Origin of the sequence: Escherichia sp. E4930, from assembly GCF_005845405.1 — a bacterium.
GTDB lineage: Bacteria > Pseudomonadota > Gammaproteobacteria > Enterobacterales > Enterobacteriaceae > Escherichia.
This window is the reverse complement of the sequence record NZ_VCDZ01000002.1, coordinates 78600-105121: the sequence shown is the minus strand read 5'-3', so window position 1 is coordinate 105121 and position 26522 is coordinate 78600. Positions and strand designations below refer to the sequence as shown.

The following is a 26522-nucleotide window of genomic DNA, read 5'->3' as shown; positions in this document are numbered from 1 at the left end:
ATCAAGAAATAAACGAAAAATCGTAATCGAAAGATAAAAATCTGTAATTGTTTTCCCCCATTTAGTTGCTAAAAATTGGTCACGTTTAACGCGGTGATTGTTACTTTTTAAAGCTACCCTCTAACAAAAGAAGGCCTCTGAACCATGAAAATAAAGAACATTTTACTCACCCTGTGCACCTCACTTCTGCTAACCAACGTTGCGGCACATGCTAAAGAAGTCAAAATCGGTATGGCTATTGATGATCTCCGTCTTGAGCGCTGGCAGAAAGACCGGGATATTTTCGTGAAAAAAGCTGAATCTCTCGGCGCCAAAGTATTTGTGCAGTCTGCAAATGGCAACGAAGAAACTCAAATGTCGCAGATTGAAAACATGATTAACCGGGGAGTCGATGTTCTTGTCATTATTCCGTATAACGGACAGGTATTAAGTAACGTTGTAAAAGAAGCAAAACAAGAAGGCATTAAAGTATTAGCTTACGACCGCATGATTAATGATGCTGATATCGACTTTTATATTTCTTTCGATAACGAAAAAGTGGGTGAACTACAAGCAAAAGCGCTGGTCGATATCGTCCCGCAAGGAAATTATTTCCTGATGGGCGGCTCTCCGGTAGATAACAACGCTAAGCTTTTCCGCGCCGGGCAAATGAAAGTATTAAAACCTTACGTCGACTCCGGGAAAATTAAAGTCGTAGGCGACCAATGGGTTGATGGCTGGTTACCAGAAAACGCGCTGAAAATTATGGAAAACGCGTTGACCGCCAACAATAACAAAATTGACGCTGTTGTTGCTTCTAACGATGCTACTGCTGGCGGGGCTATTCAGGCATTAAGCGCGCAAGGTTTGTCAGGGAAAGTCGCCATTTCCGGTCAGGATGCGGATCTCGCCGGCATTAAACGTATTGCTGCGGGTACGCAAACCATGACGGTGTATAAACCGATTACTCTTCTGGCAAATACTGCCGCGGAAATTGCCGTTGAACTGGGTAACGATCAACAACCTAAAGCAGATACCACGCTGAATAATGGGCTGAAAGATGTTCCATCCCGCCTGCTGACACCTATTGATGTGAATAAAAACAACATCAAAGACACGGTGATTAAAGACGGTTTCCACAAGGAGAGCGAGCTTTAAGCGTTACGTCCCTGTCGACAACGGGGACGTGATTTCTCTCCATGCCGCATGAACTGATTGGCTTAGGTGGAGTCGTTATGTCTTATCTACTTGAAATGAAGAGCATTACCAAAACTTTCGGCAGCGTAAAGGCGATAGATAACGTCAGTTTGCGGCTAAATGCTGGTGAGATCGTCTCACTTTGCGGTGAGAACGGTTCTGGTAAATCAACATTAATGAAAGTGCTATGCGGAATTTATCCCTTTGGCAGTTACGAAGGCGAAATTACTTTTGCTGGTGAAGTAATACAGGCAAGTCACATCCGCGATACCGAACGCAAAGGTATTGCCATCATTCACCAGGAATTAGCATTGGTGAAAGAATTGACCGTGCTGGAAAATATCTTTCTTGGCAATGAGATAACCCGCAATGGAGTCATGGATTATGACCAGATGACGCTACGCTGTCAGAAACTGTTAGCGCAAGTCAGCTTATCCATTTCACCGGATACCCGCGTTGGTGATTTAGGGCTTGGGCAACAACAACTCGTTGAAATTGCCAAGGCACTAAATAAACAGGTGCGTTTATTAATTCTCGATGAACCAACCGCCTCATTAACTGAGCTGGAAACCACAGTTTTACTGGATATTATTCGCGATCTGCAACAACACGGCATCGCATGTATCTATATTTCTCACAAGCTCAACGAAGTCAAAGCGATTTCCGACACAATTTGTGTTATTCGCGACGGTCAACACATAGGTACGCGTGATGCAGCCGGAATGAGCGAAGACGATATTATCACCATGATGGTTGGGCGAGAATTAACGGCACTGTACCCAAACGAACCACATACCACTGGCGATGAAATATTACGCATAGAACATCTGACGGCATGGCATCCGGTTAATCGTCATATTAAACGGGTTAACGATGTCTCGTTTTCCCTGAAACGTGGCGAAATACTGGGGATTGCTGGACTGGTCGGCGCTGGTCGCACCGAAACTATTCAATGCCTTTTTGGCGTTTGGCCCGGACAATGGGAAGGGAAAATCTATATTGATGGCAAACAAGTGGATATTCGTAATTGCCAGCAAGCCATCGCCCAGGGTATTGCAATGGTGCCAGAAGACAGAAAGCGTGATGGCATCGTTCCGGTAATGGCGGTTGGTAAAAATATTACCCTCGCCGCACTCAACAAATTTACCGGGGGTATTAGCCAGCTTGATGATGCCGCAGAGCAAAAATGTATTCTGGAATCTATCCAGCGACTCAAAGTGAAAACGTCGTCTCCGGAACTTGCTATTGGACGTTTAAGCGGCGGCAATCAACAAAAAGCGATCCTGGCACGCTGTCTGTTACTCAACCCGCGCATTCTCATTCTTGATGAACCTACCAGGGGTATCGATATTGGCGCGAAATACGAGATCTACAAATTAATTAACCAACTCGTCCAGCAGGGTATCGCCGTTATTGTCATCTCTTCTGAATTACCTGAAGTACTTGGTCTTAGCGATCGCGTACTGGTGATGCATGAAGGAAAACTAAAAGCCAACCTGATAAATCATAACCTGACTCAGGAGCAGGTGATGGAAGCCGCATTGAGGAGCGAACATCATGTCGAAAAGCAATCCGTCTGAAGTGAAATTAGCCGTACCGACATCCGGTGGCTTCTCTGTGCTGAAGTCACTGAATTTACAAGTTTTCGTGATGATTGCAGCAATCATCGCCATCATGCTGTTCTTTACCTGGACTACTGACGGCGCCTATTTAAGCGCCCGTAACGTCTCCAACTTGCTGCGCCAGACCGCGATTACCGGCATCCTTGCGGTAGGGATGGTGTTCGTCATAATTTCTGCCGAAATCGACCTCTCGGTCGGCTCGATGATGGGGCTATTAGGCGGCGTCGCCGCTATCTGCGACGTCTGGTTAGGCTGGCCTCTGCCGCTCACCATTATTGTGACGCTGGTTCTGGGCCTGCTTCTCGGCGCATGGAATGGTTGGTGGGTCGCGTACCGCAAAGTGCCTTCATTTATTGTCACCCTGGCGGGCATGTTGGCATTTCGCGGCATCCTCATTGGCATCACCAACGGTACGACGGTTTCACCCACCAGCGCCGCGATGTCACAAATTGGACAGAGCTATCTACCCGCCAGCACCGGTTTCATTATTGGCGCGCTTGGCTTAATGGCTTTTGTCGGCTGGCAATGGCGTGGAAGAATGCGCCGACAAGCTTTGGGTTTACAGTCTCCGGCATCTACAGCGGTGGTCGGTCGCCAGGCTTTGACCGCCATCATCGTATTAGGCGCAATCTGGCTACTGAATGATTACCGTGGCGTTCCTACTCCTGTCCTGCTGCTGACGTTGCTGTTACTCGGCGGCATGTTTATGGCAACAAGGACAGCTTTCGGGCGGCGCATTTACGCTATTGGCGGCAATCTGGAAGCGGCGCGACTCTCCGGGATTAACGTAGAACGCACCAAACTTGTCGTGTTTGCTATCAACGGTTTGATGGTGGCCATCGCGGGGTTAATCCTCAGTTCACGGCTTGGTGCAGGCTCGCCTTCTGCCGGTAATATCGCCGAACTGGATGCCATTGCAGCCTGCGTGATTGGCGGCACCAGTCTGGCTGGCGGCGTAGGGAGTGTTGCGGGGGCTGTGATGGGGGCATTCATCATGGCTTCGCTGGATAACGGCATGAGTATGATGGATGTTCCGACCTTCTGGCAGTATATCGTCAAAGGTGCGATTCTGTTGCTGGCAGTATGGATGGACTCCGCAACCAAACGCCGTTCCTGATTTTGATAAAAATTTTCTCAAAACCGGTAACGTGTTGCCGGTTTTGAGTTTTTGCATGATTCAGCAGGAAAAGAACCATGTTTACTAAACGTCACCGAATCACATTACTGTTCAATGCTAATAAAGCCTATGACCGTCAAGTTGTAGAAGGTGTGGGGGAATATTTACAGGCGTCACAATCGGAATGGGATATTTTCATTGAAGAAGATTTCCGCGCCCGCATTGATAAAATCAAGGACTGGTTAGGAGATGGCGTTATTGCCGACTTTGACGATAAACAAATCGAGCAAGCGTTGGCTGATGTCGATGTCCCCATTGTCGGGGTTGGCGGCTCGTATCACCTGGCAGAAAGCTATCCGCCCGTACATTACATTGCCACTGATAACTATGCGCTGGTTGAAAGCGCATTTTTGCATTTAAAAGAAAAAGGCGTTAACCGCTTTGCTTTTTATGGTCTGCCAGAGTCGAGTGGCAAAAGATGGGCAGCCGAACGCGAATATGCTTTTCGCCAGCTTGTTGCCGAAGAAAAGTACCGTGGTGTCGTTTATCAGGGACTGGAAACTGCACCAGAAAACTGGCAGCACGCGCAAAACCGGTTGGCCGACTGGTTGCAAACGCTGCCACCGCAAACCGGGATTATTGCCGTTACTGACGCCCGGGCGCGGCATATTCTGCAAGTTTGCGAGCATCTGCATATTCCCGTACCGGAAAAACTATGCGTAATTGGCATCGATAACGAAGAGCTGACCCGCTATCTTTCTCGCGTCGCGCTTTCTTCGGTTGCCCAGGGCGCACGGCAAATGGGCTATCAGGCGGCAAAACTTCTGCATCGGTTGTTAGATAAAGAAGCGATGCCGTTGCAGCGGATTTTGGTCCCGCCAGTACGCGTCATTGAACGGCGTTCTACAGATTACCGTTCGTTGACCGACCCGGCTGTTATTCAGGCCATGCATTACATCCGCAATCATGCCTGCAAAGGGATTAAAGTGGATCAGGTGCTGGACGCTGTTGGCATATCACGCTCCAATCTTGAGAAGCGTTTTAAAGAAGAGGTGGGCGAAACCATTCACGCAATGATTCATGCCGAGAAGCTGGAGAAAGCGCGCAGCCTGCTAATTTCAACAACCTTATCAATCAACGAAATATCGCAAATGTGCGGTTATCCATCGTTGCAATATTTCTACTCTGTATTTAAAAAAGCATATGACACAACGCCGAAAGAGTATCGCGATGTAAACAGCGAGGTCCTGCTGTAGCAGGAGGGGAAAAGCCGCCAGGCATGATAAGACGCGCCAGCGTCGCATCAGGTAACGCAGCACAACCGCCTGATGCGAGCAAAAGCCTTATCCGACCAACAAGTCGGATAAGGCTCGAGGGAATGCAATTACATATGCGCAGCGATTAACCGCTGGTTATCCTGGTACATCGCGAACAGGTAGTTGTTATAACTCTGTCCCTTCGTTGAATAACCTTTCAGCTTGTGAATCATCGCTGTGGCGGTGACTTCCTGATCAGCTTTACGCAATTGTGCACGTGATTTACGGAACGAAGCGTAAGCCGGGTGCGTATTCAGGTTAGTAACATAGGCGCTCACCGACTCTTTGACAGAATCAAAGTGAGAATAGCCTTTCACTTTACCCGGACCATTATTACAACGACCTTTGCCACACTTCATGCCAAACAGGTTGTTGTTGTTACGCGCCAGCTTCGACGTCCCCCAACCACTTTCTGCCGCAGCCATCGTCGCCACCATACTGGTCGGGATAATGTCTACGCGTTCAAGCAGCGTATTCCACGGGATTTTTCGTGTATTACCAGACCACTTCACCTTATAGCGTTTGGCGATGTCTTTCAGACGCGCACGCTCTGCAGGCGACCATTGGCCCTGGTACTGTTTTGAAATCAGCCAGTTACGTTCCGCCGTAATGGCAGCATTTTGGCTGGTAATGTAAGGCATTACGGTCCGGAGAAACGCTTTTTTCCTTGGTGTTCCGGAAGGGTATTTTCGCAAATCAGGAAGTGAACTGCTCTTTGCACTATTGCGAGAATACTCTTGTTTACTGCTTACCTGTTTATTACTAGCTTTGGTTATGTGGGACTTTTGACTCGCTGTTGTCGTGTGCGTTTTCGCTAACACCTCACTCGAAAACATCAGAGTGAGTAACATAAGAATCATCGCCCCATATCGTCGTATGGGAGTCAAAATCATCAGTTCTCCTGGTCGGATTTAATCATTCCAACACCTTATATTTTTCACAAATTTGAGAGTTGAATCTCAAATCATATCAAAAATAGCTGTCAAGAGCACCCCAAGGAATAGTCCAAATCTGAAACTATGTCACGTGTTAACCGTTCAGATTGGCGCTAAATCGCAGAAAATGTGGGGTTTATCGCAAAAAATAAACTTAAATCTCAGGTGAAATACTCCCCCTTTCGTCTCATCCTGGCGCAATCCTCATCAGGGATGAGTTTTACCAGTATTATCACTGGCAAACTGGTGAAATTCGCAGCAACAAGGACCCATCCGTTATGAAACTTGCCGCCTGTTTTCTGATACTCCTGCCCAGTGTTGCCATTGCCGCCGACTGGACATCTCAGGGATTTCCCACCTTTGCTGAACAAAGTGCAGGAACATTTGTTAGTCATGCCCAGCTGACCAAAGGTACGCGACCGCTGACGCTAAATTTTAACCAACAATGCTGGCAGCCTGCGGATGCGATAAAACTCAATCAGATGCTTTCTCTCAAACCTTGCGACAGCACGCCCCCTCAGTGGCGATTGTTCAGGAACGGTGAATATACGCTGCAAATAAATACCCGCTCCGGCACACCAACGTTGATGATTTCGGTCCAGAACACCGCCGAACCGGTAGCAAAACAGGTCCGCGAATGCCCCAAATGGGATGGAAAACCACTGACGCTTAATGTCAGCGGCACTTTCCCGGAAGGTACGGTAGTCCGGGATTATTACAGCCAGCAAATCGCGACGGTGAAGAACGGCCAAATAACGTTACAACCTGCCGCCACCAGCAATGGTTTACTTCTGTTGGAACGCGCGGAAACTGACGCACCTGCCCCTTTCGACTGGCATAACGCCACGGTTTACTTTGTGCTAACAGACCGTTTCGAAAACGGCGATCCCAGCAATGACCAGAGCTACGGACGTCATAAAGACGGCATGGAGGAAATTGGCACTTTCCACGGCGGTGATTTACGCGGCCTGACCAACAAACTGGATTATCTCCAGCAGCTGGGCGTCAATGCTTTATGGATAAGCGCCCCATTTGAGCAAATTCACGGCTGGGTCGGCGGCGGTACAAAAGGCGATTTCCCACATTATGCCTACCACGGATATTACACACAGGACTGGACGAATCTTGATGCCAATATGGGCAACGAAGCAGATCTACGGACGCTGGTTGATAGCGCGCACCAGCGCGGTATCCGCATTATTTTTGATGTGGTGATGAACCACACCGGCTATGCCACACTGGCAGATATGCAGGAGTATCAGTTTGGCGCGTTATACCTTTCAGGTGACGAAGTGAAAAAAACGCTGGGTGAACGCTGGAGCGACTGGAAACCTACCGCCGGGCAAACCTGGCATAGCTTTAACGATTACATTAATTTCAGCGACAAAACAGGCTGGGATAAATGGTGGGGGAAAAACTGGATCCGTACCGATATCGGCGATTACGACAATCCTGGATTCGACGATCTCACCATGTCGCTAGCCTTTTTGCCGGATATCAAAACCGAATCAACTACCGCTTCTGGTCTGCCGGTGTTCTATAAAAACAAACCGGATACCCACGCCAAAGCCATTAACGGCTATACGCCGCGCGATTACTTAACCCACTGGTTAAGTCAATGGGTCCGCGACTACGGTATTGATGGTTTTCGGGTCGATACCGCCAAACATGTTGAGTTGCCCGCCTGGCAGCAACTGAAAACTCAGGCCAGCGCCGCACTTCGCGAATGGAAAAAAGCTAACCCCGAGAAAGCATTAGATGACAAACCTTTCTGGATGACCGGCGAGGCCTGGGGCCACGGCGTGATGCAAAGTGACTACTATCGCCACGGCTTCGATGCGATGATCAATTTCGATTATCAGGAGCAGGCGGCGAAAGCAGTCGATTGTCTTGCGCAGATAGATACCACCTGGCAGCAAATGGCGGAGAAATTGCAGGATTTCAACGTGTTGAGCTATCTCTCCTCGCATGATACCCGCTTGTTCCGCGAAGGGGGCGACAAAGCAGCAGAGTTATTGTTACTCGCGCCAGGTGCAGTGCAAATCTTTTACGGTGATGAATCCTTACGTCCGTTCGGTCCCACCGGTTCTGATCCCCTACAAGGCACACGTTCTGATATGAACTGGCAGGATATCAGTGGTAAATCTACCGCCAGCGTCGCGCACTGGCAGCGCATCAGTCAGTTCCGCGCACGGCATCCAGCCATTGGCGCAGGCAAACAAACGGCGCTTTCGCTGAAACAGGGGTACGGATTTGTCCGTGAACACGGCGACGATAAAGTAATGGTCGTCTGGGCGGGGCAACAGTAACTTTTCCGGCTTCCCGTGCGGCAGTACGTCGGGAAGCCACGCAGCCTAAAATACCAGCCTAATCGAAAACCACAGCATAAAGTGTCAATCCACCGTCAACGGCGTGATTTGCACCCCGGCAAATGTAGCGTTATTGTTACCTTCCTTGCTACAGAGTTCGACAGATATCCCGCTATGACATTCTCCCTTTTTGGTGACAAATTTACCCGCCACTCCGGCATTACGCTGCTGATGGAAGATCTGAACGACGGTTTACGCACCCCCGGCGCGATTATGCTTGGCGGCGGCAATCCGGCGCAGATCCCGGAAATGCAGGACTATTTCCAGACGCTGCTAACCGACATGCTGGAAAGTGGCAAAGCCACTGATGCGCTGTGCAATTACGATGGGCCACAGGGGAAAACGGAGCTGCTGTCTCTGCTTGCCGGTATGTTACGCGAGAAGCTGGGTTGGGATATCGAACCACAGAATATTGCACTAACAAACGGTAGCCAGAGCGCCTTTTTCTACTTATTTAACCTGTTTGCCGGACGCCGTGCCGATGGCCGGGTCAAAAAAGTACTGTTCCCGCTGGCACCGGAATATATTGGCTACGCGGATGCCGGGCTGGAAGAGGATCTGTTTGTCTCTACGCGTCCGAATATCGAACTACTGCCAGAGGGCCAGTTTAAATATCACGTCGATTTCGAACATCTGCGCATTGGCGAAGAGACGGGGATGATTTGCGTCTCGCGACCGACGAACCCAACAGGTAATGTGATAACCGATGAAGAGTTGCTGAAGCTGGATGCGCTGGCGAATCAGCACGGGATCCCGCTGGTGATTGATAACGCCTATGGCGTCCCGTTCCCGGGCATCATCTTTAGCGAAGCGCGCCCGCTGTGGAATCCGAATATCGTGCTATGCATGAGCCTTTCCAAGCTAGGTCTGCCAGGTTCGCGCTGCGGCATTATCATCGCCAATGAAAAAATCATCACCGCCATCACTAATATGAACGGCATTATCAGTCTCGCGCCTGGCGGCATTGGTCCGGCGATAATGTGTGAAATGATTAAGCGTAACGATCTGCTGCGCCTGTCAGAAACGGTCATCAAGCCGTTCTATTACCAGCGTGTTCAGGAGACTATCGCCATCATTCGCCGCTATTTACCGGAAGATCGCTGCCTGATTCATAAACCAGAAGGGGCAATATTCCTCTGGTTATGGTTTAAGGATTTGCCGATTACCACCGAGCAACTCTATCAGCGCCTGAAAGCGCGCGGCGTGCTGATGGTGCCAGGCCACAACTTCTTCCCAGGGCTGGATAAACCGTGGCCGCATACGCATCAATGTATGCGCATGAACTACGTACCAGAGCCGGAGAAAATTGAGGCGGGTGTGAAGATTCTGGCGGAAGAGATTGAACGCGCCTGGGCTGAAAGCCATTAAAAATTGCCTGATGCGCTGCGCTTATCAGACCTACATAATTTCTGCAATCAATTGAATTTGTAGGCCGAATAAGGTGTTCACGCCGCATCCGGCATAAACAAAGTGCACTATTCCGGCGATGAGAATCGCCGGAATAAAATCTCAAACAGGTTGCTGGTGTAACCGTTGACGCTGGATTTTTTCGACATCCATACACTGCAACGCCTTTGTCGGGCAGGCTTCAACACAAGCCGGTCCCGTCGCCCGATGCCAGCACAGGTCACACTTAATCGCCCTCGCCTTTTTGCGCGAAGAAACGACCTCCATCGCACCAAACGGGCAAGCCAGCATACAGCTTTTACAGCCAATGCAACGTGATTGTTCAACGAAAATATGCCCATGTTCGCGGCTTATCGCGTCAACAGGGCAGACATTCGCGCACGGTGCATCTTCACACTGATGACAGGCTACTGCCGTGGTCCAGCTGTGGTCTTTAATAACACGAATACGGGAAATAAACTCGCCCGGCGACAACGCAGAGCAATCCTGATTTTCCTGATGCGACACTGCGCAAGCCACTTCACAGGTACGGCAACCGATACATTTCGTCGCATCCGCAATAATAAACCGGTTCATGATCACTCCTTTGCACTAAAACAGCAGAGTGCCAGAGAGCGCGTCCCTACTGCTTTGATCCAACGAAGGAAATGTTAAAGTTTTGGCACTTGTCCAAAGCGTTATGTGATCGCGCCCTGGTCGTCCCTGACAGTAAATCCCAGCTCATTAGAAATAGCCTGCGCGGTTTCACGCAGTGGTTTCAGGAGATTTTTCTCCCCCACCTGTTTCAACCGTGATGTCGAAAGCGAAATCGACACGGCGTACGGCACCCGCCCATGAATATCAAACACCGGAACAGCAATACAGGAGACGCCGAGTTCGTTTTCTTCTCTGTCCATCGCCGCTCCGCTTTCACGAATGTGCGCCAGTTCGTCGAACATCGCAGGCAGTTCGGTAATGGTATTGCGGGTTAACGGCTGAATTTCATTCTGATGGCTTTCCCAATACGATTTCACGTAGTCCGGGTGACCAAACGCCATGTAGACCTTACCCATTGCGGAACAGTAGAGCGGCATATGCTGGCCAATATAGGCGCGGGTTCGTAGCATACCGGTAGTAGGTTCCAGTTTATAAATCAAAATAGCGTGATCATCTTCGCGGCTGGAGAAGTTAATGGTTTCTCCGGTGGCAATGTTCAGCGTCTCAAGATGCGGCGCAGCAATATGAATAATATTCAGCGAAGACAGAGCCTTCTGACCGACGGCAATAAATTTGGTGGTCAGGCGGTAACTCCCTGCGGCGGGCGCGGTAGTCACATAGCCACAGGATTGTAACCCCTGCAATAAGCGATGGACGGTACTCTTATTTAAACCTGCCAGTTCCGAAAGATGCGCCAGCGGGCAACCGTTTGGATAGTTGCTGAGGATCTCAATTAACATCAAACCACGAAATAGGCTCTGGCTTCCGGCTGGCCTTTCTTTTTCTTGCGTCATCTCGCCCTCTTTTTTCCCCATGTCCAGGTTCCCCTTTTGTCGCGTCCTGATGGTAGCGCAAAGTGTGTCATAGTTCACGATCTGGGCAGATAATTTGCAACCATTTGATTTTAATGATTTTTGAAATTCACGGCGCGGATTGCTTTGTTAAAACGCGATCGATATATTTGAAATCAAATTTCGCATATTGAAATTTAAAGACAAAAAAGCGATCAAAAAAAACAAGGAAGCCAGGGATGAAAGTGACATTTGAGCAGTTAAAAACAGCCTTTAATCGGGTATTAATTTCACGTGGTGTTGACAGCGAAACGGCCGATGCCTGTGCAGAGATGTTCGCCCGCACCACCGAGTCCGGCGTTTATTCTCACGGTGTTAACCGTTTCCCACGCTTCATTCAACAACTGGATAATGGCGATATCATTCCTGACGCCCAACCAAAACGCGTGACCAGCCTCGGCGCAATTGAGCAGTGGGACGCCCAGCGTTCGATCGGTAACCTGACGGCGAAAAAGATGATGGATCGCGCCATTGAACTGGCGGCAAATCATGGGATTGGCCTGGTGGCGTTACGTAATGCCAACCACTGGATGCGCGGTGGCAGCTATGGCTGGCAGGCGGCGGAAAAAGGCTATATTGGCATTTGCTGGACCAACTCCATCGCCGTAATGCCGCCGTGGGGCGCAAAAGAGTGTCGCATCGGCACCAACCCGCTGATCGTCGCCATTCCTTCCACGCCGATCACCATGGTCGATATGTCGATGTCGATGTTTTCCTACGGCATGTTAGAAGTTAACCGTCTGGCAGGTCGTCAGCTCCCGGTAGATGGTGGCTTTGATGATGAGGGCAATTTGACCAAAGAACCTGGCGTTATCGAGAAAAATCGCCGCATTTTGCCGATGGGCTACTGGAAAGGTTCGGGCATGTCGATTGTGCTGGATATGATCGCTACTCTCCTTTCTGATGGCGCATCGGTTGCTGAAGTCACCCAGGATAACAGCGACGAATACGGCATTTCGCAAATCTTTATCGCCATTGAAGTAGACAAACTGATCGAAGGCACCACCCGCGACGCCAAGCTGCAACGCATCATGGATTACGTTACCAGTGCCGAGCGTGCTGACGAAAATCAGGCCATTCGCTTACCCGGCCACGAATTTACTACCCTGCTGGCCGAAAACCGCCGTAACGGCATCACCGTTGATGACAGTGTGTGGGAAAAAATCCAGGCGTTATAAGGAGATAAGCCATGATTTTTGGACATATTGCGCAGCCTAACCCGTGCCGTTTGCCTGCCGCCATTGAAAAGGCGCTCGATTTTCTGCGCACTACCGATTTCAACGCCCTGGAATCGGGCGTTGTCGAAATCGACGGTAAAAATATTTATGCGCAAATTATCGATTTAACGACGCGCGAGGCGGTGGAAAACCGCCCGGAAGTGCATCGTCGCTATATCGATATCCAGTTCCTGGCGTGGGGTGAAGAGAAAATCGGCATTGCTATTGATACAGGAAATAATAAAGTCAGCGAATCCCTATTAGAGCAGCGCGATATTATTTTTTATCACAATAGTGAACATGAATCATTTATAGAAATGATACCGGGTAGCTACGCTATTTTCTTCCCGCAGGATGTTCACCGCCCGGCATGTAATAAAAATGCCACAACGGCAATACGGAAAATCGTGGTTAAAGTGGCCCTCTCTGCTTTATAAAAAAGTTATTACTGGAGCACAAAATGAAAGCGAATAATGCCGGTTATATTATCGGTGCGTATCCCTGTGCACCTTCTTTTCACCAAAGAAGTGAAGAGGAAGAGAAGGAATTCTGGCGACAATTATCAGATACCCCTGATATTTGCGGTCTGGAACAACCCTGCCTGGAAAATTTTCATCCTCTTGGCGACCAATGGTTACTCCGTCATACGCCAGAGAGCTGGAAATTTGTCGTCACCGCTGTGATGGAAACCATGCGTCGCCGCAGCGAAAACAACGGTTTTGGCCTCGCCTCCAGTGATGAAGAGCAACGCAAGGCGTGCGTGGCGTACTATCGCCACTTGTTGAATAAAATCAACTCATTGCAGGTAAATAAAGTACTCGCACTGGAGATCCAGGCTGCACCGTTAGCAACGAATCCCAATGTTATGCAAGCGACAGATGCTTTTGCCCGCTCGTTGAAAGAAATCGTCAGTTGGGACTGGCCGTGCAAACTGGTGCTCGAACACTGCGATGCCATGACGTCTGCCTCTCCACGCAAAGGCTTTTTGCCTTTAGAAAATGTGTTGGAAGTTATTGCCGATTATGACATCAGCATCTGTATTAACTGGGCGCGATCCGCCATTGAAGGGCGCAATACAACGTTGCCGCTGACCCATACCCAAATGGCGAAACAGGCCGGCAAACTCGGCGGGTTGATGTTCTCTGGTACGACGCTAAACGGAGCATACGGAGAATGGCAGGATTTACACGCGCCGTTTGCGCCTTTCTGTGCAGAAAGCCTGATGACCACAGACCATGTTCGCGAGTTATTTAATGCAGCAGAACCGTCAACATTGCATTTTGCTGGCATCAAGCTGCTAGAAATAAATGCGACGGCTGATGTACAACATCGAATCGAAATATTACGTAACGGCATTCACACTCTGAATGAACCTCGTTAATCCGTTTCACTTAAATAGCACATTGAATGTCTGATTAGTCGCTTTCCAATAAATATTACGAATACCAACAACATTAATTAATGAAAACATATTGCATAACAAGAAGGACTCGTTATGAAACGGATACTCGAAGGCATTCTAGCGATCATCATCGCAATACTGTCTTGTATTATTTTTATTAATATAATTCTTCGATATGGATTCCACACAAGCATATTATCGATTGATGAATTATCCCGACTTTTATTTGTCTGGTTAACCTTTATTGGCGCTATCGTTGCTTATATGGACAACAGCCATGTGCAGGTTACTTTTTTAGTCGAAAAACTCTCACCTGCTAATCAACAACGTGTTTCGCTGCTAACCCATACGCTCATTTTATTGCTGTGTCTGGGGCTGGCCTGGGGCGCTATAGAAAAAACAGCGCAGGACTGGAGCAACTTATCTCCCATTCTCGGTGTCCCCGTTGGCTTAATGTACGCCGCCGCTATCCCCACCAGCCTGATTATCGCGATGCTGGAATTACGTCACTTATACCGGCAGTTCACAAATACCCCCAGCCGAAACCAACAAGGAGCCTGACGATGACAATCCTTATATTTATTGTCAGTTTGTTGGGGGCTATCGCGATTGGTGTTCCCATCGCCTGGGCATTATTGCTGTGCGGCATTTCATTGATGTTCTGGATGGATATCTTTGATGTGCAAATTCTGGCACAAACGTTGGTAAATGGCGCAGACAGCTTCTCCCTGTTAGCCATTCCCTTCTTTGTACTGGCGGGTGAGATCATGAACGCGGGCGGCCTGTCGCAACGTATTGTCGACTTGCCAATGAAGCTGGTAGGCCACAGGCCAGGCGGTCTGGGCTACGTTGGTGTACTGGCGGCAATGATCATGGCAAGCCTGTCCGGTTCTGCGGTGGCCGATACCGCAGCCGTCGCGGCGCTGCTGGTGCCGATGATGCGTCAGGCCAACTATCCGGTAAACCGCGCCGCTGGGCTAATCGGTTCTGGCGGTATTATTGCAGCTATTATTCCGCCATCCATTCCGCTCATTATCTTCGGCGTCTCCAGCGGACTCTCCATCAGTAAATTGTTTATGGCGGGCATCGCGCCGGGCATCATGATGGGCGTCACACTGATGGTAACCTGGTGGTGGCAGGCAAAACGACTGAATTTACCTTGTCAGCCGAAAGCCTCACTGCGGGAAGTCTGGCAATCGTTAGTTTCCGGTATTTGGGCGCTCTTTTTACCGATAATCATTATTGGCGGTTTCCGTTCGGGGTTATTCACACCCACCGAAGCAGGCGCGGTTGCCGCCTTCTACGCCCTGTTCGTCTCGGTGGTGGTCTATCGCGAAATGACCTTCTCCACGCTTTATCATGTACTGATTAACGCAGCGAAAACCACTTCGGTGGTGATGTTCCTGGTGGCCTCTGCTGCGGTATCTGCATGGCTTATTACTATCGCCGAATTACCCATGATGGTATCAGAGCTATTACAACCGTTGGTAGATTCGCCTCGCTTATTATTCATCGTCATTATGCTCGCTATTATGGTGATCAGTACGGTAATGGACTTAACGCCTACCGTCTTAATTCTTACACCTGTATTAATGCCATTAGTGAAAGAAGCGGGAATAGATCCGGTCTATTTCGGCATCATGTTTATTATCAACTGTTCAATATCACTGATTACGCCTCCAGTCGGTAACGTTCTTAACGTGGTATGCGGCGTGGCGAAACTTAAATTTGACGATGCGGTAAAAGGCGTTGTGCCTTACGTCATGGTTTTATTCATGTTGTTAGCATTATTTATTTTTATACCGGAGCTTATTACCGCTCCTCTTAAATGGATGAGTTAAAAGGAAATCATAATGAAATTACGTTCTGTAACCTACGCATTATTAATTGCCGGAGTGGCGGCGTTCAGCACATCTTCACTGGCGGCGCAATCTTTACGTTTCGGTTATGAAACCTCACAAACCGATTCACAACATATTGCGGCGAAAAAATTCAATGAATTATTACAGGAGAGAACCAAAGGCGAACTGAAATTAAAACTGTTCCCGGACAGCACTCTCGGTAACGCACAGGCGATGATTAGCGGCGTGCGCGGCGGCACTATTGATATGGAGATGTCCGGCTCGAATAACTTCGCCGGGTTGTCGCCGGTGATGAACCTGCTCGACGTTCCTTTCCTGTTCCGCGACACCGCCCATGCGCATAAAACGCTTGATGGTAAAGTCGGTGATGACCTGAAAGCCTCCCTTGAAGGTAAAGGACTGAAAGTACTGGCCTACTGGGAAAACGGCTGGCGCGATGTCACCAACTCGCGCGCACCGGTTAAAACGCCTGCCGACCTGAAAGGGCTGAAAATCCGCACCAACAATAGCCCGATGAATATCGCGGCATTCAAAGTTTTTGGCGCTAACCCTATCCCGATGCCGTTTGCCGAAGTGTATACCGGGCTGGAAACGCGCACTATCGACGCTCAGGAACACCCGATCAACGTTGTCTGGTCAGCAAAATTTTACGAAGTGCAGAAGTACCTTTCTCTGACGCACCACGCCTATTCCCCGCTTCTGGTGGTGATCAACAAAGCGAAGTTTGATGGCTTAACCCCGGAGTTCCAGCAAGCGCTGATCTCATCTGCGCAGGAAGCGGGCAACTACCAGCGCAAACTGGTTGCCGAAGATCAGCAAAAAATCATCGACGGCATGAAAGAAGCGGGCGTGGAAGTGATTACCGATCTCGACCGCAAAGCCTTTAGCGACGCACTGGGTACTCAAGTCCGCGACATGTTTGTTAAAGATGTTCCGCAGGGTGCCGATCTGCTGAAAGCCGTGGATGAGGTGCAATAAACCATGACGCAATACTGGCTGGGGTTAGATTGTGGCGGTAGCTGGCTGAAAGCCGGGCTGTATGACCGCGAAGGCCGGGAGGCAGGCGTGCAGCGCCTGCCGCTGTGCGCATTAAGCCCGCAGCCAGGTTGGGCAGAGCGCGATATGGCAGAACTGTGGCAATGCTGCATGGCTGTCATTCGCGCCCTGCTTACTCATTCTGGCGTTAGCGGGGAACAAATAGTTGGTATCGGTATCTCCGCACAGGGAAAGGGTTTGTTTTTGCTGGATAAAAACAACAAGCCGCTCGGTAACGCCATATTGTCCTCGGATCGCCGGGCGATGGAAATCGTTCGTCGCTGGCAGGAAGATGGCATCCCGGAAAAACTCTACCCGCTGACCCGACAGACCTTATGGACCGGGCATCCGGTGTCGCTGTTACGCTGGCTAAAAGAGCACGAACCGGAGCGCTACACACAAATTGGCTGCGTGATGATGACGCACGACTACCTGCGCTGGTGTTTAACCGGCGTCAAAGGTTGCGAAGAGAGCAATATTTCCGAGTCCAATCTCTACAACATGAGTCGCGGGGAATATGACCCGTGCCTCACCGACTGGCTGGGGATCGGTGAAATCAATCACGCCCTGCCGCCTGTTGTCGGATCTGCCGAAATCTGCGGGGAAATCACCGCTCAGACAGCCGTACTGACCGGTCTGAAAGCGGGTACGCCCGTTGTCGGCGGCCTGTTTGATGTGGTTTCCACCGCACTCTGCGCCGGGATCGAAGACGAATTCACCCTCAATGCGGTGATGGGGACCTGGGCGGTGACCAGCGGCATAACCCACGGTTTAGGTGACGGTGAAGCGCATCCGTATGTCTATGGCCGCTACGTTAATGACGGTGAATTTATCGTTCACGAAGCCAGCCCCACCTCTTCCGGCAATCTCGAATGGTTTACCGCACAGTGGGGAGAAATCTCGTTTGATGAGATTAACCAGGCCGTTGCCAGCTTGCCGAAAGCCAGTGGCGATCTCTTTTTCCTGCCGTTCCTGTACGGCAGCAACGCCGGACTCGAGATGACCAGCGGTTTCTACGGGATGCAGGCCATTCACACCCGCGCGCACCTGTTGCAGGCCATCTATGAAGGCGTGGTGTTCAGCCATATGACCCACCTCAACCGGATGCGCGAACGTTTTACTGATGTGCACACCCTGCGCGTCACTGGCGGCCCGGCGCATTCCGATGTCTGGATGCAAATGTTGGCGGACGTCAGCGGCTTACGAATCGAATTGCCGCAGGTTGAAGAAACCGGCTGTTTTGGCGCGGCGCTCGCTGCCCGCGTCGGCACCGGGGTTTATCGCGATTTCAGCGAAGCCCAACGAGGCTTACAGCACCCGGTACGCACCCTGCTGCCGGATATGACCACGCATCAACTTTACCAACAAAAATATCAACGCTATCAGCATCTCATTGCCGCACTTCAGGGTTATCACACCCGCATCAAGGAGCACACATTATGAGCAGACCACTTCTGCAACTGGCCCTCGACCACTCATCACTTGAAGCCGCGCAGCGCGACGTGACGCTGTTAAAAGACAGCGTCGATATTGTCGAAGCGGGCACCATTCTCTGTTTAAACGAAGGGCTTGGCGCGGTGAAAGCCTTGCGCGAACAGTGCCCGGACAAAATCATCGTTGCTGACTGGAAGGTCGCCGACGCTGGTGAAACACTCGCTCAACAAGCATTTACCGCAGGTGCAAACTGGATGACCATCATCTGCGCCGCGCCGCTCGCCACGGTAGAAAAAGGCCACGCCATGGCGCAGAACTGCGGCGGTGAAATCCAGATAGAGCTGTTCGGTAACTGGACGCTGGACGACGCCCGCGACTGGCATCGTATTGGCGTGCGGCAGGCGATTTATCATCGCGGTCGTGACGCGCAGGCCAGCGGGCAACAGTGGGGCGGGGCCGATCTGGCACGCATGAAAGCGCTTTCCGATATCGGCCTTGAGCTTTCGATTACTGGCGGGATTACCCCTGCTGACCTGCCGCTGTTTAAAGATATCCGCGTGAAAGCGTTTATAGCCGGGCGGGCGCTGGCAGGCGCAGCAAATCCAGCGCAGGTAGCTGGCGATTTCCATGCACAAATTGATGCCATCTGGGGAGGCGCACGTGCGTAATCATCCGTTAGGGATTTATGAAAAAGCACTGGCGAAAGATCTCTCCTGGCCGGAGCGGCTGGTGCTGGCGAAAAGCTGTGGCTTTGATTTTGTCGAAATGTCGGTGGATGAAACCGACGAACGGCTCTCACGCCTTGACTGGAGCGCCGCACAAAGGGCTTCGCTGGTCACCGCGATGATCGAAACGGGTGTTGCCATTCCGTCAATGTGTTTGTCTGCCCATCGCCGTTTTCCTTTTGGCAGCCGGGACGAGGCGGTACGCGAACGGGCGCGGGAAATCATGAGTAAAGCGATTCGCCTGGCGCGCGATCTCGGCATTCGTACCATTCAACTGGCGGGTTACGACGTCTATTACGAAGACCATGACGAAGGCACCCAGCAACGTTTTGCTGAAGGGCTGGCATGGGCGGTTGAACAGGCGGCGGCATCGCAAGTGATGCTGGCGGTAGAGATCATGGACACCGCGTTTATGAACTCCATCAGCAAATGGAAAAAATGGGACGAGATGCTCGCCTCGCCGTGGTTCACCGTCTACCCGGACGTCGGCAACCTCAGTGCCTGGGGCAATGATGTTCCCGCTGAACTAAAACTGGGCATTGACCGTATTGCCGCAATCCACCTGAAAGACACTCAACCCGTCACCGAGCAAAGCCCCGGACAGTTCCGTGATGTGCCGTTTGGCGAAGGCTGCGTCGATTTCGTTGGCATCTTCAAAACGCTGCATGAACTGAACTATCGCGGTTCTTTCCTGATTGAGATGTGGACCGAAAAAGCCAACGAGCCGGTACTGGAGATTATTCAGGCACGGCGGTGGATTGAAGCGCGTATGCAGGAGGCCGGATTTCTATGTTAGAGCAACTGAAAGCCGACGTGCTGGCGGCGAATCTGGCGCTTCCCGCTCACCATCTGGTGACGTTCACCTGGGGCAATGTCAGCGCGGTAGACGAAACGCGGCAATGGATGGTAATCAAACCTTCCGGCGTCGAGTACGACGTGATGACCGCCGACGATATGGTGGTGGTTGAGATAGCCAGCGGCAAGGTGGTTGAAGGCAGCAAAAAGCCCTCGTCCGATACGCCAACGCATCTGGCGCTCTACCGTCGCTATGCCGAAATCGGTGGCATTGTGCATACCCACTCGCGCCACGCGACCATCTGGTCGCAGGCCGGACTGGATCTCCCCGCCTGGGGTACTACTCATGCCGATTATTTCTATGGTGCCATCCCCTGCACGCGCCTGATGACCGCAGAGGAGATCAACGGCGAGTATGAATACCAGACCGGCGAAGTGATCATTGAAACTTTCGAAGAACGCGGCAGGAGTCCAGCGCAAATTCCGGCGGTGCTGGTGCATTCTCACGGCCCGTTCGCCTGGGGAAAAAACGCCGCCGATGCGGTGCATAATGCCGTAGTACTGGAAGAATGCGCCTATATGGGACTGTTCTCACGCCAGCTCTCGCCGCAGCTTCCTGCCATGCAAAACGAACTGCTGGATAAACACTACCTGCGTAAGCATGGGGCCAATGCTTATTACGGGCAATAATCTCTCACGCCGGGGCTTCATCGCCCCGGTACTATGAATTGATATGCTCCCGTATCCGCACAACACTGCCACTTCGGTTAGCAGCTCGTCTGTTGCGCTGGCTCGGTCAGGCTGATGTCCACTGCCGTATCCGACATTACATTGATCAGCAAAATCAAAAATGTTTAACGCAGGCGATTATAATCATCGACCATTTCGTTGTACTCGCGTAATGCTTTCGGGAAAGAATCCTGGACCATCCAGCTTGAATTTGCGTCCTGAAGTTGCTCTTTATCCCAGTCAGAGTACGGGACTTTATCTCTGACGCGGCGAACATATTTTTTAGCCTCAAGCTGATACTGGTCTGCCGAAAGGATGAATGAAAAATTCATGCCACCTTTATCCGCTTCTTTGGCCTGCGCCACCAGCGTTTCCAGCTCAGTGACTTTCTTCATTGCCGCTTCTGCATCAAAATTCTCTTGCGAAATCAGGTTATTAATTTGTTTCGCTGAAATCATGATAGCCAGAGAATAGTAGTGGAATGTTTTCCCTTCTCTTTGTTCAATATTTTTCAGTTCCACAAGCTGGCGCTTATCATTAATTTCCTGAATCGCCGAGTGATAAGATTCCGCAACCGGTTCAAAGGCTTCGATATTTTTCAATAATGCCTGGTGCAGCGTTTTGGCTTTAGCAAATGCGTCGTCTTTATAATTTTCCTGGGTGTAATATTTGTCCATTTCATTAATAGTATTCCCCAGCGCGACTGCGGTATTAATATAATTCAACGCCACGCCATCAATAGGTTGCAGCTCAGGCGTTAACGCCACAACACTTTTCACGCCTTTTTCACACTCAGAAAGACTGGATTCACTAATGCCGTAGATGCCATAAACATGACTCTCTTTACCCGTTGGTCCCTGTTTAAAATCTTTCAGCCAGTCGGCATAACGCGCCAGACTGCGCTGTACAGGGATCTGTAACTTGTTATAGCACTTGATATAGACATCCATTTTTTCATCGAAAACCGCTTGTTCATCCACCTCCGGTTGCGCAGGCGTTTCAGGTTTAGCTTCTGCTTTTGCAACGGGAGCTTCAGTAGGTTTCGCTTCAGGGGCTGGTGCGGCAGGTTGACCATTGGCGGGCGGGGGAGTTTCTGTTTCGATTTTTTTATCATCACAGCCAGTGATACCGAGGGCCATTATAGCGACTATAATAGCGGAAGATAATAAATTCCTTTTCATTTAATTGCCTTATAAATAGATAAATAAGAGAGTGAATATAATAAAGGAAAAAAGAAAATGTCACTACACGCGTTTTGTTTATAAATAAATTGATAATATTCACAAAATGAATAAGTCCTGTAATTTAATTTCTAAATCACAGGACTTATTTTAATTAACGGCACAACCTTTGCGGGGGAGCGTCATCTCCCACCGCCATTAATCATGCACTACATCCCGTAGCGTTCGGCAATAGCGGCATGCTTCTCTTCATTCGCCCCGGCTTCTTTGGCAAGACGCCACCAGCACAACGGATGTTCCCAGTCAGCGGTTAGTTGGCTAAGTGTTTTGTCGATATCAGCTTTGGCTATCGAACGCGGTGCGCTAATAACAAAATAGAATGCGGGCAGCGGATCAGCGCCTTCTCCCTGATGACTATCGGTTAACGTATAGTCATCATTACTGTTGCTCCAGTAGTACCAGTTTCGTTCACGGAGCGCCTCACGGAAGGCATTAAACTGTTCTTCACCAGGCATAACACCTTCGCAGAACCAGGACTCGCCGTACTCGGTCGGGATAATGGTTTTCAGACACCCATAAAGTGGCGTGAAATTCTTCTGCTCTTCCTCATCCTCTGGTCGGGAGTTCAACATTTCTGCATCGAATACCACAACTTCATCAACATGTTGCGGATAATCGGTCCGGTAAGTTGGCTCAATGATCCTTGCTGTTACCGGCCCAATACGTTGAGCATAGTAATAGCGGTATTCATAATTTTCCCGGAAGCGGATGTTTAACAGCCCCCATTTTTCATCAATAAAACCTTCGCCTTCCGTGAGTTCGATTTCCAGTTCAGCAGCAATAGCACGAACCAAATCCCATTGTTGCAGGATGCTGGCGGTCGCCATGATATCCCACTGGAGATTTCGAATATCTTCTTCACGGCTAATCATCAGTTGCTGCAATTGCTGTAAATAATCCAGTTGTCGATCCCAGGCTTCCTGTTTTTGTGCTGCCCAGGAGCACATGCGATAAACGCCAACCCACTCACGCCCTTTTTCGTGTTGCAGCAACTGTTGCCCAATCGACTCCAGTTCACTCCAGTCTTCCTGTTGGTTGATCACTCGCGCGCGGAACCACAAGGCCATATGTAGCAGCCCCGCCTGTTCATACTGCTTCGCCAGATGCTCGATAGTTTGCAGATCGTCACGGTGGAGCAAGAGATCCAACAGATCGAAGCAAAGTCCATTATCTTCCTGAAGATGGCTTTCAACGTAGCGTTGCAGGAGTTCAATCGATTCATCAATCGCATTGCAGGCGTTTAACGCATTGACCAGCTTGCCCAGCAATTCCGCATCATCAGGCGTGTTCAGATAAGCGCGGCGGAATGTTTCTACGTCTTTTTCTGGATCTGGTTGCGTTTCTTCATCGCTATTTTCAGGGACTTCTACAACCGGACGAGCAAGCAACTCCGCCTCTTTGGCGGCGATTTTTTCACTCAGTTCGAGAAACTCGCGATCAACGCCCACTAACGAACGTAATTTCGGCATGTGCCGTTGGGCCTGTTTCATCGCCATTTTGGCCACCCAGACGGATTCACGCTCCAGCGCCAGAGTGATTTGCAGTTTTGCCAGATCAACCGCTTTGCGGTGCGCCCCGGCCTGCGAACGTTGATCCAGCATTGTCTGGATGATGCGCGCCAGCTGCCAGTGGTTTCTCTGTGGATGGCGAGGAAGCAGTACGGTAATAATCTTTACCCACATGCCCCATGAATAGGGGGTCAGATCTGACCAACGCGGTAATTCTTCCCAGACTTCTTCGTCCTGCCCGCATAACGCCAGAATGTACAGTTTTTTGAGATGATAATTGATGCGATCACGGCCCCAGTAATCATTCTCTTTTGCCAGTTCATCAATCAGTTCACGAGCTTCATCGTAGCGCTGAAGGGCAACCAAAATATCAGCGCGTGTTGCCAGCAGCGCTTCTAAATATTCACTCCCCGATGCTTTCACCGCCTCGATTTGCCTGTCGATATAAACCAACGCTTCTTCTGTTTTGTTGGAGTCCACCAGTGCACTGGCATACTCGCAGGATAAACACATAAAACAGCTCCAGGTCGGATCAATGCGCGCAATGGTTTCTTCACATACTGCCATGCGTTCATTCGCCCAGCCTGGGCCATCGATATTTTCGTAGCAGGCTGATAAATCCTGGGTAACGCAAATGGATTGCGGGCAATCTTTTGCCTCTTCCCGGTGCGCTTTTTCAAACAGCGCTACCACGTCTGGCAGCACTTTTTCGCCTTCTTCATAGTTAGTCAGGCGATGACGCATCTCCCAGTGACCGATAAATATTTCCAGCCACGGATTTTTAGCTACTTGATTCAGCGCTTTCATTTCCGGCAATAGCGAATCGCATTTTTCTATTTGCAGGTGCAAAACACTTTCTGAAAAATCATCAATAAGCTGCGGAATATATTCTTGCCCGGCATCGCGCAACTCCTGACTATATTTGTTGTACCACTCCCATGTATCCATTTTATTTTCCTTGATTAATTAAGACAGGAATAACCTGAGTAAAATCTTCCAGTGCCTGGTGTAAATCCCACTGCTGTTCTTTATTACCGCTGGAGCACAAAATCACTTTCAGCGATTTTAATAACCGTAATGCTGCCGCTGGCTGCTGATGCTGTTGTAAGGCCGTCACCAGTTGCATGACACAGGGGTTATTAAGATTGATATACAGACTTGAGGTTTTCGTTTTTTGGATTTTCGAGGTAAATTGCCGCGCCAGCATTAACGCTGCGGTACTGATGCGTTTATCTGCGTCATCCTGTTCGAGAATTTGTTTTAATTCTGCTTCTCGGTCTGGCGTGACCACGAGCGGTAAAACCGCTGGTTCGAAGCGGGAGATAATTAATTGCTCGCCATCGCAGAGATGCTCTTCCAGATAAGCCACCTGCTCTTCAGGTAATTCTGCCAGGCTGAACAACTGCTCATTGCCCGTTTGCGTACCGACTTCGATAATCCGGCAGTGATATAACAGCGCCCAACGGCGTAAAAATGGCACCACCGCATAGCGATCGCCACGGGCTACAGGCCGTTGCAGAATGTGGAACAACATCTCTTCAAAACCGCCGTCGCGGCTTAACAGAATATGAATGCTGTTATTAACGCGTAAATCCTTCGCCAGCAGCGCGCCTTTTGACGTTGGCACCTGCAAGCGATCTTTGAGCAAATCAAACAGACGGTCATCACACAAGGCCGCACCCAGCAACGCTTCGTTGTGGCGCATTAATACACGCCGCCAGATTTCTGGCTGATTTTGTGCGAGATCGGACAAACCAGAGATCAGCGCCTCTTTTAACGCCTCTTGTACCGCAACCCAAGTTTCATCCCGCTGGAGATCTTCCCTGCTTGCCGTCGGCGTCAGTTTCGATGACTCAATCACGCCGCCAATAAATCCGGCCCAGGGCGGTAACAACTCACGCGCTTCATCATCCAGTAACATGCCGCGCAAAAACAACGACAGGTTGCGGTTATCGCTGGTGCCGTAGGTCGCGCCATCCTGAATCCATAAAATCCCAACCGCGTCGCTCATTCCCGCTGGCACCACCGGAATGGTGCAAATCGGTTCGAAGGAGGATTCAAACTGGGCGGCAAAGGCGAGATTTTTACGCTGTACCAGCGCGCGGTGCATGGTTACGCCTTCGGGGGCAACGTCACGCCACGGTGGTTGAAGTTTATTTACCGGCTCGCTGGCATCGCCGACATAGACCGGTTCGTGCAGCAATATGCAGTAGCGGGAAAGAACGCGGTTCAACAAATTATTACTCGCCAGATGGCTGTACTCTTCCTTGAGCGTCAGAATCACCTGCGTTCCTGTTTCCGAGGACTGATGCGGCGTAACGGTATATTTTTGCCCGTCGGTAGAGTGGTATTTCCAGCTCTGATCAGGCGTTTGCCAGGATGTGGTCAACACCGTGACCTCTTTTGCCAGTACAAAGGCCGACAAAAAACCGAGGCCGAACATACCAATTAAACCGGTGTTGTCATCCTGCTGGCGCAACATTCGGGTATAACCCACGCCCACTGTCGCCAGGAAGCCGTGAATTTCGCTTTCTGTCAGTCCCGCACCGGTATCGGTAATAGTGATAGTGGACTTCGCCACGTCAGCCACCACACGAATTTGGTTATCCTTTGGCGCATCGGGCTGCTCAATCCTGCGGCGCACAATCGCATCATGGCCGTTCTGCACCAGCTCGCGCACGGCAACCACGGGAGTGGAGTAAAGATGCTTGCTGAGCACCTCAATTAAGCCGTTTAAATTAACTTCTGTAGAATATGAACTGCCAGGTAACTGTAATGTACTCATTTTTCAATACTCATAATCCATCACCTACTATTGAAAATACATTGCTGTTTTTACAACCGGTGCAAGGTTTGTTATTTTCATTCACGCATCGGAAACATTTATTTATTGACGCGATGATTAAAACAAAATGTCTTATATAAATAATGATTAATTCTTAAAGGATTAATGCGACTGGAGTATATCGATATAAACCGGAGTTAACGAGATAATTTCTTGTGGTGAAATTATTATTTAAATGCTGAATAATATATTGAGGATTATTTAATAGAAAAATAAAACCGCAATCCAGAATCAGAATTG

General features: G+C 49.9%; 22 protein-coding genes. 16 read left to right on the top strand and 6 right to left on the bottom strand.

Annotated features, from left to right (window positions below; genetic code table 11):
* The first annotated feature begins 144 nt into the window (after positions 1–144).
* The 4 genes from xylF (at position 145) to xylR (ending at position 5171) form a co-directional block, all read left to right on the top strand.
* Positions 145–1137 (top strand): D-xylose ABC transporter substrate-binding protein, encoded by a 993-nt coding sequence (gene xylF / locus FFT88_RS01595; RefSeq protein ID WP_130210040.1) that lies wholly within the window; start codon positions 145–147, stop codon positions 1135–1137.
* A gap of 77 nt (positions 1138–1214) precedes the next feature.
* On the top strand, positions 1215–2756 hold the full coding sequence (locus tag FFT88_RS01590) for a D-xylose ABC transporter ATP-binding protein (RefSeq protein WP_135405320.1): 1542 nt from the start codon (positions 1215–1217) through the stop codon (positions 2754–2756).
* The gene (gene xylH / locus FFT88_RS01585; protein WP_130210036.1) at positions 2734–3915 is read left to right on the top strand and encodes a xylose ABC transporter permease XylH; all 1182 of its coding nucleotides are present in this window, start codon (positions 2734–2736) and stop codon (positions 3913–3915) included. The genes FFT88_RS01590 and xylH overlap by 23 nt, the downstream gene beginning before the upstream one ends.
* Before the next feature lie 77 nt (positions 3916–3992).
* Positions 3993–5171: a D-xylose utilization transcriptional activator XylR gene (gene xylR, locus FFT88_RS01580; RefSeq protein ID WP_130210034.1), complete on the top strand. Its 1179-nt coding sequence runs from the start codon at positions 3993–3995 to the stop codon at positions 5169–5171.
* Positions 5172–5299: 128 nt separating this feature from the next.
* On the opposite strand, the gene FFT88_RS01575 is transcribed toward xylR, so the two are convergent.
* The gene (locus FFT88_RS01575; RefSeq protein WP_130216238.1) at positions 5300–6124 is read right to left on the bottom strand and encodes a protein bax; all 825 of its coding nucleotides are present in this window, start codon (positions 6122–6124) and stop codon (positions 5300–5302) included.
* 320 nt (positions 6125–6444) lie between these two features.
* Between FFT88_RS01575 and malS the strand changes: the two genes are divergently transcribed.
* Complete coding sequence (gene malS / locus FFT88_RS01570; protein WP_135405317.1) at positions 6445–8475, top strand: alpha-amylase; 2031 nt, start codon at positions 6445–6447, stop codon at positions 8473–8475.
* Positions 8476–8649: 174 nt separating this feature from the next.
* Positions 8650–9903 (top strand): valine--pyruvate transaminase, encoded by a 1254-nt coding sequence (gene avtA / locus FFT88_RS01565; protein WP_130216234.1) that lies wholly within the window; start codon positions 8650–8652, stop codon positions 9901–9903.
* Between the two features lie 141 nt (positions 9904–10044).
* On the opposite strand, the gene FFT88_RS01560 is transcribed toward avtA, so the two are convergent.
* On the bottom strand, positions 10045–10518 hold the full coding sequence (locus FFT88_RS01560; RefSeq protein WP_135405315.1) for a 4Fe-4S binding protein: 474 nt from the start codon (positions 10516–10518) through the stop codon (positions 10045–10047).
* A gap of 101 nt (positions 10519–10619) precedes the next feature.
* Positions 10620–11453: an IclR family transcriptional regulator YiaJ gene (yiaJ, locus tag FFT88_RS01555; protein ID WP_135385348.1), complete on the bottom strand. Its 834-nt coding sequence runs from the start codon at positions 11451–11453 to the stop codon at positions 10620–10622.
* Positions 11454–11668: 215 nt separating this feature from the next.
* On the opposite strand from yiaJ, the gene yiaK reads away from it, so the two are divergent.
* The 10 genes from yiaK (at position 11669) to araD (ending at position 20649) form a co-directional block, all read left to right on the top strand.
* Positions 11669–12667: a 3-dehydro-L-gulonate 2-dehydrogenase gene (gene yiaK, locus FFT88_RS01550; RefSeq protein ID WP_135405313.1), complete on the top strand. Its 999-nt coding sequence runs from the start codon at positions 11669–11671 to the stop codon at positions 12665–12667.
* Positions 12668–12678: 11 nt separating this feature from the next.
* Positions 12679–13143, top strand: coding sequence for a YhcH/YjgK/YiaL family protein (locus FFT88_RS01545; RefSeq protein ID WP_135405310.1), 465 nt, complete (start codon positions 12679–12681; stop codon positions 13141–13143).
* A 23-nt stretch (positions 13144–13166) separates the two neighbouring features.
* Positions 13167–14087 carry a DUF4862 family protein gene (locus tag FFT88_RS01540; RefSeq protein WP_135405307.1) on the top strand — a complete coding sequence of 307 codons (921 nt, stop codon included), beginning with the start codon at positions 13167–13169 and terminating at the stop codon, positions 14085–14087.
* 114 nt (positions 14088–14201) lie between these two features.
* Positions 14202–14669: a 2,3-diketo-L-gulonate TRAP transporter small permease YiaM gene (gene yiaM, locus FFT88_RS01535; RefSeq protein WP_130223023.1), complete on the top strand. Its 468-nt coding sequence runs from the start codon at positions 14202–14204 to the stop codon at positions 14667–14669.
* Positions 14670–14671: 2 nt separating this feature from the next.
* Entirely contained in the window at positions 14672–15949 is a 1278-nt protein-coding gene (yiaN, locus tag FFT88_RS01530) for a 2,3-diketo-L-gulonate TRAP transporter large permease YiaN (protein WP_167851620.1), read from the top strand.
* A 12-nt stretch (positions 15950–15961) separates the two neighbouring features.
* Positions 15962–16948, top strand: a complete 987-nt coding sequence (yiaO, locus tag FFT88_RS01525) for a 2,3-diketo-L-gulonate TRAP transporter substrate-binding protein YiaO (protein WP_135405302.1) — start codon at positions 15962–15964, stop codon at positions 16946–16948.
* A gap of 3 nt (positions 16949–16951) precedes the next feature.
* A complete protein-coding gene (lyxK, locus tag FFT88_RS01520) occupies positions 16952–18448 on the top strand; it encodes an L-xylulokinase (RefSeq protein WP_135405300.1) in 1497 nt (498 codons plus the stop codon).
* Positions 18445–19107, top strand: a complete 663-nt coding sequence (ulaD, locus tag FFT88_RS01515; protein ID WP_135405297.1) for a 3-keto-L-gulonate-6-phosphate decarboxylase UlaD — start codon at positions 18445–18447, stop codon at positions 19105–19107. The genes lyxK and ulaD overlap by 4 nt, the downstream gene beginning before the upstream one ends.
* Complete coding sequence (locus tag FFT88_RS01510; protein WP_130258794.1) at positions 19100–19960, top strand: L-ribulose-5-phosphate 3-epimerase; 861 nt, start codon at positions 19100–19102, stop codon at positions 19958–19960. Before ulaD ends, FFT88_RS01510 begins: the two co-directional genes overlap by 8 nt.
* Positions 19954–20649, top strand: a complete 696-nt coding sequence (araD, locus tag FFT88_RS01505; protein ID WP_135405294.1) for an L-ribulose-5-phosphate 4-epimerase — start codon at positions 19954–19956, stop codon at positions 20647–20649. Before FFT88_RS01510 ends, araD begins: the two co-directional genes overlap by 7 nt.
* Before the next feature lie 164 nt (positions 20650–20813).
* Here the strand turns inward: araD and FFT88_RS01500 are convergent, their stop codons facing one another.
* From FFT88_RS01500 to FFT88_RS01490, 3 genes are all read right to left on the bottom strand, one after another.
* Positions 20814–21869: a YiiG family protein gene (locus FFT88_RS01500; RefSeq protein ID WP_135405292.1), complete on the bottom strand. Its 1056-nt coding sequence runs from the start codon at positions 21867–21869 to the stop codon at positions 20814–20816.
* 209 nt (positions 21870–22078) lie between these two features.
* On the bottom strand, positions 22079–24385 hold the full coding sequence (locus FFT88_RS01495; RefSeq protein WP_135405289.1) for a hypothetical protein: 2307 nt from the start codon (positions 24383–24385) through the stop codon (positions 22079–22081).
* Position 24386: 1 nt separating this feature from the next.
* On the bottom strand, positions 24387–26222 hold the full coding sequence (locus tag FFT88_RS01490) for an ATP-binding protein (RefSeq protein ID WP_135405286.1): 1836 nt from the start codon (positions 26220–26222) through the stop codon (positions 24387–24389).
* Positions 26223–26522: the final 300 nt, after the last annotated feature.

Coding starts and splice junctions, on each gene's coding strand:
- FFT88_RS01490 (WP_135405286.1), bottom strand. CDS start 26,222: ATGAGTACATTACAGTTACCTGGCAGTTCATATTCTACAGAAGTTAAT.
- yiaN (WP_167851620.1), top strand. CDS start 14,672: ATGACAATCCTTATATTTATTGTCAGTTTGTTGGGGGCTATCGCGATT.
- FFT88_RS01560 (WP_135405315.1), bottom strand. CDS start 10,518: ATGAACCGGTTTATTATTGCGGATGCGACGAAATGTATCGGTTGCCGT.
- xylF (WP_130210040.1), top strand. CDS start 145: ATGAAAATAAAGAACATTTTACTCACCCTGTGCACCTCACTTCTGCTA.
- yiaM (WP_130223023.1), top strand. CDS start 14,202: ATGAAACGGATACTCGAAGGCATTCTAGCGATCATCATCGCAATACTG.
- FFT88_RS01540 (WP_135405307.1), top strand. CDS start 13,167: ATGAAAGCGAATAATGCCGGTTATATTATCGGTGCGTATCCCTGTGCA.
- lyxK (WP_135405300.1), top strand. CDS start 16,952: ATGACGCAATACTGGCTGGGGTTAGATTGTGGCGGTAGCTGGCTGAAA.
- malS (WP_135405317.1), top strand. CDS start 6,445: ATGAAACTTGCCGCCTGTTTTCTGATACTCCTGCCCAGTGTTGCCATT.
- yiaO (WP_135405302.1), top strand. CDS start 15,962: ATGAAATTACGTTCTGTAACCTACGCATTATTAATTGCCGGAGTGGCG.
- FFT88_RS01495 (WP_135405289.1), bottom strand. CDS start 24,385: ATGGATACATGGGAGTGGTACAACAAATATAGTCAGGAGTTGCGCGAT.
- ulaD (WP_135405297.1), top strand. CDS start 18,445: ATGAGCAGACCACTTCTGCAACTGGCCCTCGACCACTCATCACTTGAA.
- xylH (WP_130210036.1), top strand. CDS start 2,734: ATGTCGAAAAGCAATCCGTCTGAAGTGAAATTAGCCGTACCGACATCC.
- yiaK (WP_135405313.1), top strand. CDS start 11,669: ATGAAAGTGACATTTGAGCAGTTAAAAACAGCCTTTAATCGGGTATTA.
- FFT88_RS01545 (WP_135405310.1), top strand. CDS start 12,679: ATGATTTTTGGACATATTGCGCAGCCTAACCCGTGCCGTTTGCCTGCC.
- yiaJ (WP_135385348.1), bottom strand. CDS start 11,453: ATGGGGAAAAAAGAGGGCGAGATGACGCAAGAAAAAGAAAGGCCAGCC.
- FFT88_RS01575 (WP_130216238.1), bottom strand. CDS start 6,124: ATGATTTTGACTCCCATACGACGATATGGGGCGATGATTCTTATGTTA.
- avtA (WP_130216234.1), top strand. CDS start 8,650: ATGACATTCTCCCTTTTTGGTGACAAATTTACCCGCCACTCCGGCATT.
- xylR (WP_130210034.1), top strand. CDS start 3,993: ATGTTTACTAAACGTCACCGAATCACATTACTGTTCAATGCTAATAAA.
- FFT88_RS01590 (WP_135405320.1), top strand. CDS start 1,215: ATGTCTTATCTACTTGAAATGAAGAGCATTACCAAAACTTTCGGCAGC.
- araD (WP_135405294.1), top strand. CDS start 19,954: ATGTTAGAGCAACTGAAAGCCGACGTGCTGGCGGCGAATCTGGCGCTT.
- FFT88_RS01500 (WP_135405292.1), bottom strand. CDS start 21,869: ATGAAAAGGAATTTATTATCTTCCGCTATTATAGTCGCTATAATGGCC.